Below are 13,570 nucleotides of genomic sequence, written 5' to 3'. Positions count from 1 at the left end.
GTTAGGAGGTAGAAGTTAGTAGCAGAGACGTGATTAATCGCGTCTGTACAGGAGTTAGGAGTTAGGAGTTCAAACTTCATAACTCTTGTGCAGTGACTTAACATACACGCGGTCGCACCTTGGCGTTTCTACTTTTGTTGCTGGAGTGTAGCCGTTGCTTTCATACAGCTTGACTGCTTCCACCAAAACGCTGGCGGTTTCAATCCAAATTTGCCCAAATCCACGCTCTGCGATCGCTACTTCTAGCTGTTGTAACAAATATTTCCCCAGTCCCAAACCCCTAATGCTGGGCAAAAGATACATTTTGCGGATTTCTACAGCTTTTTCGCCACGCTGTATAGGATAATATGCTCCAGTACCTACTAACTGGCTTTGGTGTTCAATTACCCAAAACTCTCCCCCAGTGGCTAAATAATATTCCTCTACTTGCAACACATCTCGGTCAGCGCCCTTTGGTTCCCAACCTAGACCGTATTCTGATAATACATAACTGATGACTTCGGCGGCTCTAGTGCGATCGCTTTCCACCCAATCACGAATTATAAAATCTTGATAATAGTTTTTCATCACCATTTGCTGGTCAAGTTTACACAGAAAATTTTTCCGCATCTATATTCCAATTTACCCAGCAAATAGGTTTTCTGGCAGAGTCGATTTCAGGCGGTACTCTCAAGGCGTGAATTCTGCCAGTAGTGAAAAAAGTCATTTTTAACTGATAATTCCTAAATTGTTGTAGATTTCGATGAGATTGCCATCAGGATCGCGAAAATGAGCAGTGCGGATTCCCCAGTCTGGGCGATCTTGTGGTTGAGTCACAACGATCACATTCTGATCTTTTAGTTGCTCATAGACCTCATCCACGTTATCGACTGCGAAAATCAAGACAATTTTATCTCGATTGGCAACATAGGAAGGCTGTTCGATTCTTGGGACTACTTCAGCCATTAATTCCTTTTTGAACAAACCCAGCTTGAGATATCCGATATTAAACTCAGCATATCCGCTATCTTCATCGCCCCAATCGACATCAAATTTCAGCAGATCCCGGTAGAACAGAAAAGAATCTTTGTAATTGGAGACAAGCAGTCTCAGGTGTGTTAGCTGAAGCTTCATATCTGTTGGGTTAGTCTACTAACTGTGAATTCTAGGTTCTAGGTGCAAAGTCGCCAGCAACTCACTTTCGACAATTGCTAATTCATCAAGCCGTTGCATGACAATTTCTTTGTTTGAAGTAAGTAGCAGCTAAAACCCAATATATACCGTGTGACGCGCTTTGGATGCCATTAACTCACAGGACTTACGCAAAATATCTCTCAAACTCTGATTCTCTCTGTGTCCTCTGCGCCTGGAGTGGTAGCCTGCGGCAAGCCGCTTCTCTACGAGACGCTCCGCAAATGCGTCTACGTTATTCCGTAGACTTGTGCGTAAGTCCTATCTAATTACGAATTACCTTAGCGAGTTATCAAGCTTTATTCCTTACGAATTATTTAAAATCTGCCATTTCCTTGAACAATGTGCTTAACGGTGGTCAAAGTTTCCAGGCTGATAAATCCCCGACGATGACCTTTTTGGTTAGACATGCCGAGAAATACTGAATCTCCCCGCGAAGGATTGCGGGAAAAACGCGGGGAAGTATTGATGTAGGTAGAAGCACTGTTAACACCCAAGGCAAACTGCCGACTTTCCTGGTAAGATTCAGTCACGATAGAGTCGGCATGACCACTGCTGTATTGATTAATCCAGGCGATCGCAGTCTCTAAGCTATCCACCAGTTTAAAAGCTACTGTCCTAGTTAAATAAGGGTTTCCCCATTCGCCTTCCTTCACCAAATGCAACTGCGGAAAGGCTTTTACCAGTTCTGCATCCCCTTTAATTTCAAAGCCTTTTTCCATCAAGCTGTTCCACAGAACGGCTATTGATGATGGCAAGGCTTGGCGATGAATCAGTACCTTTTCAATGCCATTAACTTGATCAGGTTCGCTCTGATGGCTATCAAGAATCATCAAGCGCACCATTTCCAAGCTGCTATTGGGCGACCAGTAGAGATAACAGTTACCCATCGCTGACTTTAAAACTGGGCAAGTTGACTGTCGTACTACCTGCTGCACTAAGCTAGAACGTCCGTAGGGAATCACTAAATTCACGTACTGGTCTTGGGTGACTAAATCCCGAATCGAAGCACCATGTTCGGCTGTGATCAGTTCTAGACAGCCCGGAGGTAGTCCAACTTCTGCGATCGCATTTTGCAGTACTTCAGCGATCGCCGCGTTAGAATGGCTAGCTTCAGTACTGCCTTTGAGAATTATACAATTGCCAGTTTTGATACAAAAACCCGCTGCGATCGCCCCTAAATCGGGAAATGCTTCATAAATAAATCCAATCACTCCCAAGGGCATTAACTGGGTGTAACTCTGGGAATCTGCCAGTTGATAATCAGCAGTTCTGACGCGCCGCAGCGGATCTGATAATTCCCCCAACCGTTGTAAAATGTCTACTGTCATCTCTAGCCTTGTGGGAGTCAGCTTCAGCCAGTCCAATATCAACTCTGGCACGGCCATTTCCCGACTGGCTTCTAAATCCAAGGTATTAGCTTCTAGAATGTCGTCAAATGAGCGCTCAAGGGCTTGTGCCATCGCCAATACTGCACGACTCCGGTCTGCTCCCTTTGTGATCCCCAACTTTAGGGAAGCTTGATAGGCTCGTTGGGCGCTAGTAATCGGTTCGGGGTGATCATCCAAAACTTCAACAGTCATTGAGTTAACGTCTGTAGGTAAGCCAGACCATTAGTGCTGGTAGGATAGCTAACAGCACCGCCACCATTGCCCAAGCAATAATGCTGGAACCATTTGCCAATCGCAGTGCTAATGGTAGCCATATAATCACTAGCACGAAAATAATCCCCAGCGCTATAGGCAAATAGCTTTCTCCCAAGCGGGGATGGACAACATGCCAACTATTTCCCATCCAACGCCAAGCCCGTTTGTAGGGATAGGTGGTAGAAAGCTGTTCTAGGACATGACCATTATCTTCTACGACAAAGATTTGCTGACAGCGATCGCAACCAAATGCATCTGTCAGCGTAATCGGAATTAACTGACCCCGGCGACGACAGGGACAGGGGTATTCGGCATTGAAGTCGATTTTTTCGGGTTTTTGAGATTGCACAAGCGTTCTAATAACTTGAGCGTGTTTTACATGAACTGCGAGAATATAATCCTTTGGTAAATGCCTTGAAGGCTTCTCTATTTATATCAATAGCCAGGCGAGGCGAACATAGCCATGATTGCAAACCATATATAGAATCTATCTTTGAGTGTTGTAATTGCCGTATCCGCATGGGGATATCTATTTGTAGTTTTTCCCTGTAGCTGGCAATCTTGTTTAAAAATTTCCTTCTCTCCATCTGTCGCTTCAAAGGTAATGTGGTTGCGTTTTTGGGCATTCATTGTACTGATATACCTGTTAAAATTCTAAGCCTACGTGGCGATAAGCACTCCTAAAACAAATCCTTTGGGAAGGCTACGCTTATAAACAACAGATACAAGCAAACCCTAGATTTTACTTTCGCTCACTATATCTATCCACTTATCAAGGTGAGATCGGGATTATTTCCAATCTGTATTCCTTGTAATTAACAAGCGTTTCGAGAGCGGGAATTGCCAAAACATCTAAAGCGTGTGTGTTGCTCTTTTCCCAAATAGATTGTGGAGCTTCACTGCTAAAAGACGCTTTGCACCTGACAATAGTACTATTTAACTAGCCACCTTTAGTCTAGTGTAATACATACACCTACATCAAACGAATTGATTACACCTATAAAGATTGTAGTTAAACTAATGGATATCTAGACTAGTCTAGAGCTGGGTTTTATATTTCTTAGCAAGTAGGTAACGTGATTTGAATGCACAATATTCAAATTTAGACATTAGATGATTTTTTTGTTTAAACTGTCCACATTGGGAGTGGTTCACAGGAGTGTAGCGCAAATCGACGAAAACTTAAATGCACCTTAAAAATACTAAACCCCTTAGAATTTTTAACTCTAAGAGGTTTTAGTTGGAAGCGGGCAACGCGATTCGAACGCGCGACATTCACCTTGGCAAGGTGACGCTCTACCACTGAGCCATGCCCGCATTTATCATCTGAATATCAATATCCCAGATTTCTCTCTAATTGTCAACCCATTAATTTGGTCATTAGTGAATAACAAAGGACAAGTGACGCACTATGTAACAGGACTTACGCAAACAATAGCCGAAAAGAATGATCTTCTTCTTAGGGGCAATACCCTGCGGTCAGCCTTCGTCTAGATGAATTGCCCCAGAGTGCCTGTAGTTTTGTGTAAGTCCTATGTAAGTACAGCACAGCGGAAATAAACCACCTATTCCAAATCAATACTTCTCTACCAGAGGCTGCACTTCGGCAAGGCTCAGTGACCACGCCAACGGCAAGTTCAGTAACCATAAAACGCTTATGCTGTATACCTGTTTGAATTTTGTTAGCGAGTCCGCGTATTCCTGCAAAGAAACAAGCTACGCGCAGCCTCTTGTATATAAGGGTCTCGTAAAGAGCGTCATTTTGAATTCTGCATTGCGGTACTAGCCTAGTTCTTCTGACTCCGTGGTTAAATTGCCGAGGCTGGCACTTTGAAAAGAGGCCGGCAAAGACTGGCTATTACGAGAATAGGGTTCTGCCAGGTTAGAACGCAGTTGCCGCATAAGGCTGGCCATTTCTAGGGCATTCATAGCATAATCCCAGCCATGATTACCTTTGATGCCTGCCCGTTCTAAGGCTTGCTGCATAGTATCTACTGTCAAAATGCCAAAAATTACTGGCACCCCAGTTTGAAAGCTAGCGGCGGCAATACCTTTAGAAACTTCTGAGGATACGTAATCAAAATGGGGTGTTTGCCCTCGAATGACTGCACCTAGACAAATTACAGCATCATAACGATGGGAAAGTGCTAGTTGGCGAGCTACTAAAGGTACCTCAAAACTTCCTGGAACCCAAACATAGTCCACCTGATTACCGTGGGGGTCAGGGTCTACACCGTGTCGTTTCAAGCAATCTTGACATCCCTCTAGCAGCTTTCCGGTAACAAGGTCATTGAATCGACCAATCACCACTGCAAACCGCAAAGGCTCCGTTTGGGTAAAAGTTCCCTCGAAAACTGCCATGATTGCCTCTTAATGAACTATACTTATTCTGGCCAATATACATTTCTTATTTAAATGTAGAGGAGCAGGAAAGCACTGTCAGAAAAAAGGAAATCCGAAAAAATTTCTCCTTTTTTCCTTTGGTCTTTGACCTTGGCTTTTCTGCTCCTCTAGTTCTTATATTATGTGCCTGCGCCAGAGCGAAGCCGTCGCTTACACGACAAAAAAGTTTAAGAAACCAACTAAAAATACCAAACCAATCCAGACGCCGGAACCAACCCAGAGTAGTTTTTTAGATTCAACCCAATTTTGGGGAGTCGCGTAAGCAACGGGAACCCCAACAACCAGGACAAAAGACAACAGGACTAGACCTATCAAGGCAAATTGGAATATTATAGTCATTTTTGCTTCTCCCAATACAGCTAAACAGTGATATATCCTACACTAACAGTAAGCTGTACAGTGTAGGCAACGAGCTTGACTCCTGCTATTGCATAGGACAGTTCCAGAAGCTCTGGTTTTATGTCCCTGTAATGCCCTACAGCCGACAGTTTGATTTTTTCTTCCTTTTTTCCTTTTGTACCGCTTCTAAAAATCTCTGCACCCATTTTAGCTAAAGCTCGACACTGACACTTTTTTCTTGTTTTTAAATTACCAGAAATTACAACATTTGAGTCCTTTGTCTAAGTACCCATGACCAATGACCAATGACCAATGACCAATGACTAATGACTCTTAACTATGGATTTAATTCTTTGCCACACAACAGCAGATTTTGACGCACTAGGAGCAGCAGTAGGGCTAACACGCCTACTACCGGGAAGTAAGATTGTGCTGACTGGCGGTTCTCACCCTCCTGTACGGGATTTTTTAGCATTGCATCGGGATGAATATTCGCTGATTGAACGCCGTTCGGTGAATCCAGAAAAAATTCGTTCTCTGACTGTGGTGGATACGCAACAGCGCGCTCGCTTGGGTAAAGCTGCTGAATGGTTAGATTTACCCAATCTAAGAGAGATTATAGTTTATGACCATCACTTAGGACAAGAGTCAGATATTCTTGCCACGCGATTGCATATTTCCTCAGTGGGAGCCACTACAACTTTAATTGTTGAGCAATTGCAACAACAACAAATTTCCCTGACTCCTGCCGAAGCAACTGTGATGGCTTTGGGTATCCACGTTGACACTGGCTCCTTGACCTTTGACCAGTCTACACCACGGGATGCTTTAGCTTTGGCTTGGTTGATGCAACAAGGTGCCAGTTTGTCGGTAATTTCTACCTACCGTGACCCTGGCTTGTCTTTACAATTGCAGCAGCTATTAACTGAGGCACTGGAAAATTTAGAATATCTCTATCTACATGGATATACGGTTGCTTGGGTAACACTGAAAACAGATAGTTTTGTGCCGGGGTTATCAAGTCTAGCTTCGGAACTCGTGGAATTAACTGAGATTGATGCCATACTATTAGCTAATGAGTATCCTTTGGGTGAAAGTGATTCACACTTAACAGTAATTGGGCGATCGCAAATTCCCAAAACAAATCTCAACCTATTATTCCAACTCTTGGGTGGCGGCGGTCATTCGCAAGCCGCATCTTTGAACCTACGCAAAGTAGATTCGCAAGCAATATTAAAACAACTCCTTGACGGAATAAAAGCACAAATTCCCCATCCCCCCACTGCTAGGGATTTGATGTCTTCTCCTGTCCGCACTATTCTACCTGAAACCACAATTGCTGAAGCGCAGCGCATTTTATTACGCTATGGACACTCTGGTTTATCTGTAGTTGATGCTCAAAAGCAACTGGTAGGTATTATTTCGCGGCGGGATATTGAGATCGCCTTACACCACGGATTTAGTCATGCGCCAGTTAAGGGTTACATGAGTAGGAATCTGAAAACAATTACACCAGATACAACACTGCCAGAAATTGAGTCGGTGATGGTAACTTATGATATCGGACGCTTACCAGTACTGGAGAATGAGCAATTAGTTGGTATTGTCACTCGTACTGATGTATTGAGGGAATTACATCAGGAAAGAGAAGAGGAGAGGGGAAGAGGGGAACAGACAAAGACGGGAAGAAGGGGGGAAAGTAATCTTAATCTCCCTCAATTGCAAAATAAACTTACTCCTCGATTGTGGCAATTACTTACTACAGCATCGCAAGAGGCAGAAAAACGGGGTTGGCATCTTTATCTAGTGGGCGGTGCGGTGCGAGATTTGCTATTAGCCCAAGCATCGGGCACTTTGATGATTAAAGATATTGACCTTGTGGTTGATGGTTTTCACAAATCAGCAGATGTCGGTGCTGGTGTGGAATTAGCAAAGGCACTACAACAACTTTACCCTGCGGCTCGCTTAGAAATCCACGGGGCTTTTCAAACTGCGGCTTTGCTGTGGCACAAAGACCCGGAATTAGATTCTCTAGGGGTAGATATTGCCACTGCTAGAACAGAATTCTATCCTTATCCAGCAGCAAATCCAGAAGTTGAGGCGAGTTCCATTCGTCAAGATTTGTATCGCCGAGATTTTACTATCAACGCCCTCGCCTTGCGCCTGACTACTCCCCACGCTGGTGTAGGGGTGCAGCAGGCTGTGCCCCTACTTGACTTCTTTGGCGGGTTAATCGATTTACAAGCTAAACAAATTCGGGTTTTACACGCCAATAGCTTTATCGAAGACCCTACCCGGATTTATCGTGGTGTGCGCTTTGCCGTGCGCTTCGGATTTCAGATAGAACCGCAAACTGAAGAGTTTATCCGCTATGCCATCAACAGTGGCGTTTATGATCGCACTGCTCAAGAGAATAGCAGAACTCCAGCCCTGCAAACTCGACTGAAAACAGAATTAAAACACATCCTAGAAGCCCCTTACTGGAAATCGGCTTTGCAGTTACTCGATAATTTAGGGGCGTTGCAATGTATCCATCTTTCCCTGAAGCTAGACGCAGAACTCCTGCGACAATTACGTTTGCTAGAACGCTGTTTGCGGCGATTTGACCCGCAACCAACCCTTATCCATTGGGAAATGCGCTTAGAAACGTTAATCGCCCACCTAGCAGCAGAATATCGGGCGAAAGTAGCAAAAAATCTGCAATTGCCAGAGGATAGCATTGCGAGGCTGAAGAACTTAGCTAAAGTGCAAACTGAGGTGATGACATTATTACCTACTTTGCAACGCCCCAGTCAAGTAGTGCAGTTGTTACGACAGTATGATTTACCAATCCTGATTTTAATCGCTGTGCAAAGTCCGCGATCGCTTAGACATCAGATTTGGGAATATTTCACTGTTTGGGCGAATGTGCAGCCACTATTGAATGGCAATGATTTAAAGAAACTTGGTTACAAACCAGGGGCGCAGTATCGGCAAATATTAGATGATGTACTTGCTGCTACCTTGGATGGAGTGATTAAAGATAAATTTGAGGCTGAGGAGTTTTTAGCACAACAGTATCTTAAATGAATTAGTGAAGCGATCGCACATATATTTGTGGAGTATTGAGCAACAGATTATAAATTCAGTTCCTGTTTCTCTGACTCTGATAGAGTTTCTAGGTAAACTTCAACAGCTTCTTTGATATTTGAGCTTACTTCTTCCAAGGAATGGCCTTGACTTTGACAGCCTAAAAGTTCTGGAGAATAAGCTTAATACCCCTCTTCATCTTTTTCGATAATAATGTTTACTTTATAGAACATAAAATAATCTAACTATCTGATGATAATTAAATCTTAACATTAATATATATAGAGCGATCGCCTATGACATTATATGCGATCGCGTAGTTTGCTGTAGGCATTTGCAGCACTCTAAATTGTATCTGGGTCGATATTTAACTCTCGCAGTTTTGCTGCCAAGCGTTCTGCTTTTTGTTGTGCCTGTTGTGTTATTTCTTCAAGTGTTAGTACTAATTGCCCGGCGGTTTTTTGTACCTGTGCTGTTTTTTCTTGTGCTTGTACTGCTTTTTGTTGTGCTTGTGCGGCGGTTTCTTGTGCTTGTGTGGCGATTTGTTGTGCTTGTGCGGCGGTTTCTTGTGCCTGCACGATAGTTTCTTCTAGTGTCGGTACTAATTGTTCGTCTGGTGTGAACCAACGTAATAATCCCTGATGAATTCCCAAGTATAACCCTAATTGTTTACTCCACAAATGCCCTTGTGCATTCGCTTGTAAAGGTTGATATTTTCCATCTACTAAATGAAATCCCGCAAATTCTAATGTATATGCTTAACTTCCTCTATTTCAAACTTACCGAGGAGTTCTGCCAAAGATTGGGCGTTGATATATTCTTGCACCAAACAAAAGCCATCAGACGTAGCAAAAGAATTTATGTAGCGGGGAATACCGGGATGAGTTAGTCCTTGTAGTACTTTAATTTCTCGTTGATGAGCCTCAAAACCAGACCAATTGGAACCAGCTTGAGCAAAGCAAAACTGCTTTATTACCATCTGTTCCCCTGTATCAACTTTTGCTGCTAGCCAAGTAATCCTTCCTCCTTCCCGATTACGTCCCAATTCTCGCAAAACTTGATAGCCGTGTTCGCTGAAATCTGGATAGCTATTCATAGTTCAAGGGCAACAAATATGGTATGTTCACATCTTGCAGCAGACGATTAAAATCGCGGCTACCTGTAGCTTGCTTCCCGGAGGGTACAAAGCCTACCGACCCAAGCTAGAATATTTAGTCCGCGCAGGCGGACTTCGTTTATGTAGCCGCGACTTCCAGTCGTTCGGTCTTGTTTTTGTAATACGCAAATACACTTAAGCTATCAGAGACACATCAATTAATCAATATTTTTAACAATAGTTATTTAACTGTTTGTGAGGAAAAATAGAGATGGGGAAATAGAAAAAGCGATTGCCAGGGCTGAAGTCGCACCTCGCGTCACATAAATCTCTAACTCCCCAGCAGAAGCCGTAAAGCATACTGGCAAGTTATAATTCTCTTGCGGATCAACGTCACAAAAATTTATGAGTAACCCCCTTGTGCAAGCCTTTTTCGTCGGCAGAGCGGTAGCTGAAGTAGTTAATGAGCGTTTAGAGGTCGCCTTGACCGATGCTTTGAGTGATTTGGGCAAATTTGATGCCGAAGCTAGAGAGCAGTTGCGCCAGTTTACAGATGAAGTCCTAGAGCGGGCAAATCGGGCAGCAGAAGCAGCTAATGGTGGTCAATCTACCACAAGTCGGCAAGCCAGTTCTGAATCAGTTGACTTGCAAGCAGACATTGATGAATTACGAGCAGAAATTGCCCTGTTACGCACAGAATTGCAACATTATCGCCGAGCTTCTGCATAAATTTGTCATTAGTCATTGGTCAAAAATTATGTACAAATGACAAAGGGCAAAAGACAAATGGCACTTGAGCAAAAACAGTTTAGGAATCAGAGTGTCTTTTCTTCCAAGTGATTCGGTTACAAACCAACGGTACACAAAGTATATGGAACAAGGTTATTCAGATCAGGCATACCGTTGGAATCGGGAAAAGTACTCTAGCAGACGGCGTTTTGTGGACATTTGGTCTTTTGTCTTGACCTTAATGTTCAAGCTTTGGCTATACAACAAATCTTGGAGTTACGCGGGTGGAGTCACAGAAGTAAAGCAAGCCGCAAGACGCAAAACCCAGGCGGTTTGGATTCGTAATACCCTGCTGGATTTAGGACCAACCTTCATCAAAGTCGGGCAATTGTTTTCTACCCGTGCTGATATATTCCCTGGTGAATATGTAGAAGAATTAGCCAAATTACAAGACAAAGTACCGGCATTTAGCTATGAGCAAGTAGAAGCGACCATTGAGAAAGAACTAGGCAAAAAAATTCCTGAACTATTCCATAATTTTGAAGCTATTCCCTTAGCTGCTGCTAGCTTGGGGCAAGTACACAAAGCTGTGCTACATAGTGGGGAATCGGTTGTCGTCAAAGTGCAACGTCCTGGACTAAAGAAGTTATTTGAAATAGATTTACAAATTCTCAAGGGAATTACCCGCTACTTTCAAAACCATCCCAAATGGGGTAAAGGGCGAGATTGGTTAGGTATTTACGAAGAGTGTTGTCGCATTCTTTGGGAAGAAATTGATTATCTTAACGAAGGTCGTAACGCCGATACTTTTCGCCGGAACTTTCGCGGCTACGATTGGGTAAACGTTCCCAGAATATACTGGCGTTATGCAACTTCTAGAGTGCTAACTTTGGAATATCTCCCTGGAATTAAAATTAGCCAATACGAAGCTTTAGAAGCAGCAGGTTTAGATCGAAAGGCGATCGCTCGTCAAGGCGCTCAAGCCTACTTGATACAGTTACTCAATAGTGGCTTTTTCCACGCCGATCCCCACCCCGGCAATATTGCCGTTAGTGGAAGTGGGGCTTTAATATTCTACGATTTCGGGATGATGGGGCGGATTAAAGCCAATGTCCGCGAAGGATTGATGCAAACCCTGTTTGGTATTGCCCAAAAAGACGGCGATCGCGTTGTGCAGTCTCTGATCGATTTAGGTGCGATCGCCCCAACGGATGACATCAGCCCAGTGCGCCGTTCCGTCCAGTACATGCTGGATCATTTCATGGATAAGCCCTTTGAAAATCAATCAGTCGCAGCAATTAGTGACGATCTTTACGAAATAGCTTATAATCAGCCATTTAGATTTCCAGCAACTTTTACTTTTGTGATGCGAGCTTTTTCTACTCTCGAAGGAGTAGGCAAAGGTTTAGATCCCGAGTTTAACTTTATGGAAGTTGCCAAACCATATGCAATGCAGCTTATGACCGATATGAATGGTTCTGAGGGGAATAGCTTTCTTAACGAATTAAGTCGTCAAGCAGCTCAAGTAAGTAGTACTGCGTTTGGTCTACCACGTAGGTTAGAGGATACGCTAGAAAAGCTTGAGCGGGGAGATATCCGCCTCCGCGTTCGCTCTATAGAAACTGAACGGCTTTTGCGGCGGCAGAGCAGTATTCAACTTTCAATAAGTTATGCTCTGTTAATCAGTGGTTTCACACTTTCAGCTACGATCTTAGTGGTTAGCAATCATGCATGGTGGGCACTAGTCCCTGGTTTAATTGCAGCAGGGCTTTCAGTGATCCTAATCCGACTACTTTTCCGCCTCGACCGTTACGATCGTATGTATTAATTGTTACTCTCAAAAAAAAATTTATGAAACTTAATTTCACGGGTTTTAGTGATCCGGGACTTATTCGTTCTAATAATCAGGATGCTTACTATATTGACCCAGATGGGCGGTTTTTCGTTGTCGCCGATGGCATGGGTGGTCATGCCGGAGGCGAGGAGGCAAGTCGGATTGCTACTAAGGAAATTCAAGCGTATTTAGTGGCAAATTGGCAATCTCCTAAGTCTTCCCAAGAATTGCTAGAGCAGGCTTTATGGGGTGCCAACCAAGCAATTTTGCACGATCAGCAAAATCATCCCGAACGCGCCGACATGGGTACAACGGTTGTAGCGGTAATTTTTCGCTCCCCAGAGTCGCCCTGGTGCGGTCATGTTGGCGATTCGCGCCTCTATCGCTTCCGAGAGTCGCAATTAGAACAGGTAACGGAAGACCACACTTGGGTAGCACGGGCAATCAAAATCGGTGATATCACCTTAGATGAAGCACGGTTACATCCTTTTCGTCATGTATTATCTCGCTGTTTGGGGCGTGAAGACTTGCATCAGATTGATCTGCAACCACTGGATGTAAAAGTTGGCGATCGCTTATTGCTATGTAGTGATGGTCTCACGGAAGAACTTGTGGAACAGAAGATTGCTAGCTGCCTCCAAGGCACCCCTTGGGTTGATAAAGCCGCCATTTCTTTAGTTGAGGCTGCCAAAGAACACGGAGGGCACGATAACATCACAGTTGTCATCGTCTCACTCGAAGAAAATAGTCATTAGTTATTAGTCATTGGTCATTAGTCATTGCTTATTGTCCAAGGCAAAGGACAATAAGCAATGACTAATCAAGTAAATATACTCAGCAATTTGTTCAGCGTGAGCATTTTTCCTTTTTACAATTTGATACAAATACTTTTAGCATGCAAAGTGACCTAATGAGGCTAAATTTGCATAAATGGGTAAATTGACTTCTTGCACGTAATAAGGTAAAGCGGCTATAATTCACGCTTATTACCATTAATTCCCCAACCTGCTTAAAATCCGAATCCTGCGAAGTTTCATCGATATTGGGGCAGACAGCATATTAGTTTTTCTGTTTAAGAAAAACTAATCGAGGGCTAAGGATAGCATATGCTCTTCTCCTCAAAGAAGGTTATGCAAAGCAGGAAGTAGTCAAAGAGGTAGTTATACCTATCTGAGTCCAAATAGAGCCTATTTTCTGGAATATGGTTCGCCTGACTTGGGTGGTATATCAATAGGATTAGGTGCAAAATATCAGAGCAGAAAAATTCCGCATTTAGAATGTGGG

Annotated in this window: 13 protein-coding genes, 1 tRNA gene and 3 pseudogenes; 4 read left to right on the top strand and 13 right to left on the bottom strand. The window is 43.5% G+C overall.

The features are described from left to right. Positions 1-69 precede the first annotated feature (69 nt). From ACYTXL_RS01915 to ACYTXL_RS01870, 10 genes and pseudogenes are all read right to left on the bottom strand, one after another. Positions 70-567, bottom strand: coding sequence for a GNAT family N-acetyltransferase (locus ACYTXL_RS01915; RefSeq protein ID WP_461923266.1), 498 nt, complete (start codon positions 565-567; stop codon positions 70-72). A 141-nt stretch (positions 568-708) separates the two neighbouring features. Then, a complete protein-coding gene (locus ACYTXL_RS01910; protein WP_461923251.1) occupies positions 709-1,113 on the bottom strand; it encodes a VOC family protein in 405 nt (134 codons plus the stop codon). 18 nt (positions 1,114-1,131) lie between these two features. After that, positions 1,132-1,287, bottom strand: a pseudogene (gene miaE / locus ACYTXL_RS01905) (tRNA isopentenyl-2-thiomethyl-A-37 hydroxylase MiaE); the annotation flags it as partial. A gap of 200 nt (positions 1,288-1,487) precedes the next feature. Beyond that, positions 1,488-2,753, bottom strand: a complete 1,266-nt coding sequence (locus ACYTXL_RS01900; protein ID WP_461923250.1) for a glutamate-5-semialdehyde dehydrogenase — start codon at positions 2,751-2,753, stop codon at positions 1,488-1,490. A 4-nt stretch (positions 2,754-2,757) separates the two neighbouring features. After that, on the bottom strand, positions 2,758-3,165 hold the full coding sequence (locus ACYTXL_RS01895; protein ID WP_292806035.1) for a hypothetical protein: 408 nt from the start codon (positions 3,163-3,165) through the stop codon (positions 2,758-2,760). Between the two features lie 86 nt (positions 3,166-3,251). Then, on the bottom strand, positions 3,252-3,446 hold the full coding sequence (locus ACYTXL_RS01890; RefSeq protein ID WP_461923249.1) for a hypothetical protein: 195 nt from the start codon (positions 3,444-3,446) through the stop codon (positions 3,252-3,254). 615 nt (positions 3,447-4,061) lie between these two features. Then, a tRNA-Gly gene (locus tag ACYTXL_RS01885) sits at positions 4,062-4,133 on the bottom strand. Between the two features lie 465 nt (positions 4,134-4,598). Beyond that, positions 4,599-5,177, bottom strand: coding sequence for a 6,7-dimethyl-8-ribityllumazine synthase (ribH, locus tag ACYTXL_RS01880; RefSeq protein WP_461923248.1), 579 nt, complete (start codon positions 5,175-5,177; stop codon positions 4,599-4,601). Positions 5,178-5,369: 192 nt separating this feature from the next. Next, a complete protein-coding gene (gene psbZ / locus ACYTXL_RS01875; RefSeq protein ID WP_292806044.1) occupies positions 5,370-5,558 on the bottom strand; it encodes a photosystem II reaction center protein PsbZ in 189 nt (62 codons plus the stop codon). Between the two features lie 20 nt (positions 5,559-5,578). After that, positions 5,579-5,764 carry a hypothetical protein gene (locus ACYTXL_RS01870; protein WP_461923247.1) on the bottom strand — a complete coding sequence of 62 codons (186 nt, stop codon included), beginning with the start codon at positions 5,762-5,764 and terminating at the stop codon, positions 5,579-5,581. A gap of 133 nt (positions 5,765-5,897) precedes the next feature. On the opposite strand from ACYTXL_RS01870, the gene ACYTXL_RS01865 reads away from it, so the two are divergent. Next, entirely contained in the window at positions 5,898-8,627 is a 2,730-nt protein-coding gene (locus ACYTXL_RS01865) for a CBS domain-containing protein (protein WP_461923246.1), read from the top strand. A gap of 47 nt (positions 8,628-8,674) precedes the next feature. Here the strand turns inward: ACYTXL_RS01865 and ACYTXL_RS01860 are convergent. The 3 genes and pseudogenes from ACYTXL_RS01860 to ACYTXL_RS01850 all read right to left on the bottom strand — a co-directional run. Beyond that, positions 8,675-8,788 (bottom strand): annotated as a pseudogene (locus ACYTXL_RS01860) (type II toxin-antitoxin system HicB family antitoxin); the annotation flags it as partial. A 183-nt stretch (positions 8,789-8,971) separates the two neighbouring features. Beyond that, positions 8,972-9,382: pseudogene (locus tag ACYTXL_RS01855) on the bottom strand (Uma2 family endonuclease); the annotation flags it as partial. Continuing rightward, positions 9,373-9,723, bottom strand: a complete 351-nt coding sequence (locus tag ACYTXL_RS01850) for a protein kinase domain-containing protein (protein WP_461923245.1) — start codon at positions 9,721-9,723, stop codon at positions 9,373-9,375. The gene ACYTXL_RS01850 and the pseudogene ACYTXL_RS01855, both read right to left, overlap by 10 nt. 405 nt (positions 9,724-10,128) lie before the next feature. Here ACYTXL_RS01850 and ACYTXL_RS01845 point away from each other — a divergent pair, with 405 nt between their 5' ends. From ACYTXL_RS01845 to ACYTXL_RS01835, 3 genes are all read left to right on the top strand, one after another. Continuing rightward, the gene (locus ACYTXL_RS01845; RefSeq protein ID WP_461923244.1) at positions 10,129-10,452 is read left to right on the top strand and encodes a DUF6825 family protein; all 324 of its coding nucleotides are present in this window, start codon (positions 10,129-10,131) and stop codon (positions 10,450-10,452) included. A gap of 142 nt (positions 10,453-10,594) precedes the next feature. Continuing rightward, positions 10,595-12,280, top strand: coding sequence for an ABC1 kinase family protein (locus ACYTXL_RS01840; RefSeq protein ID WP_461923243.1), 1,686 nt, complete (start codon positions 10,595-10,597; stop codon positions 12,278-12,280). A 23-nt stretch (positions 12,281-12,303) separates the two neighbouring features. Beyond that, a complete protein-coding gene (locus tag ACYTXL_RS01835; RefSeq protein ID WP_461923242.1) occupies positions 12,304-13,041 on the top strand; it encodes a PP2C family protein-serine/threonine phosphatase in 738 nt (245 codons plus the stop codon). Positions 13,042-13,570 lie beyond the last annotated feature (529 nt).

The sequence above is a fragment of the Nostoc sp. genome (assembly GCF_054880495.1).
This window is presented reverse-complemented; position numbering and strand designations above follow the sequence as displayed.

Excerpts from the sequence above, each read along its gene's own strand:
- ACYTXL_RS01915 (WP_461923266.1), bottom strand. The coding sequence starts at position 567 with ATGAAAAACTATTATCAAGATTTTATAATTCGTGATTGGGTGGAAAGC.
- ACYTXL_RS01910 (WP_461923251.1), bottom strand. The coding sequence starts at position 1,113 with ATGAAGCTTCAGCTAACACACCTGAGACTGCTTGTCTCCAATTACAAA.
- ACYTXL_RS01900 (WP_461923250.1), bottom strand. The coding sequence starts at position 2,753 with ATGACTGTTGAAGTTTTGGATGATCACCCCGAACCGATTACTAGCGCC.
- ACYTXL_RS01890 (WP_461923249.1), bottom strand. The coding sequence starts at position 3,446 with ATGAATGCCCAAAAACGCAACCACATTACCTTTGAAGCGACAGATGGA.
- ribH (WP_461923248.1), bottom strand. The coding sequence starts at position 5,177 with ATGGCAGTTTTCGAGGGAACTTTTACCCAAACGGAGCCTTTGCGGTTT.
- psbZ (WP_292806044.1), bottom strand. The coding sequence starts at position 5,558 with ATGACTATAATATTCCAATTTGCCTTGATAGGTCTAGTCCTGTTGTCT.
- ACYTXL_RS01870 (WP_461923247.1), bottom strand. The coding sequence starts at position 5,764 with ATGGGTGCAGAGATTTTTAGAAGCGGTACAAAAGGAAAAAAGGAAGAA.
- ACYTXL_RS01865 (WP_461923246.1), top strand. The coding sequence starts at position 5,898 with ATGGATTTAATTCTTTGCCACACAACAGCAGATTTTGACGCACTAGGA.
- ACYTXL_RS01850 (WP_461923245.1), bottom strand. The coding sequence starts at position 9,723 with ATGAATAGCTATCCAGATTTCAGCGAACACGGCTATCAAGTTTTGCGA.
- ACYTXL_RS01845 (WP_461923244.1), top strand. The coding sequence starts at position 10,129 with ATGAGTAACCCCCTTGTGCAAGCCTTTTTCGTCGGCAGAGCGGTAGCT.
- ACYTXL_RS01840 (WP_461923243.1), top strand. The coding sequence starts at position 10,595 with ATGGAACAAGGTTATTCAGATCAGGCATACCGTTGGAATCGGGAAAAG.
- ACYTXL_RS01835 (WP_461923242.1), top strand. The coding sequence starts at position 12,304 with ATGAAACTTAATTTCACGGGTTTTAGTGATCCGGGACTTATTCGTTCT.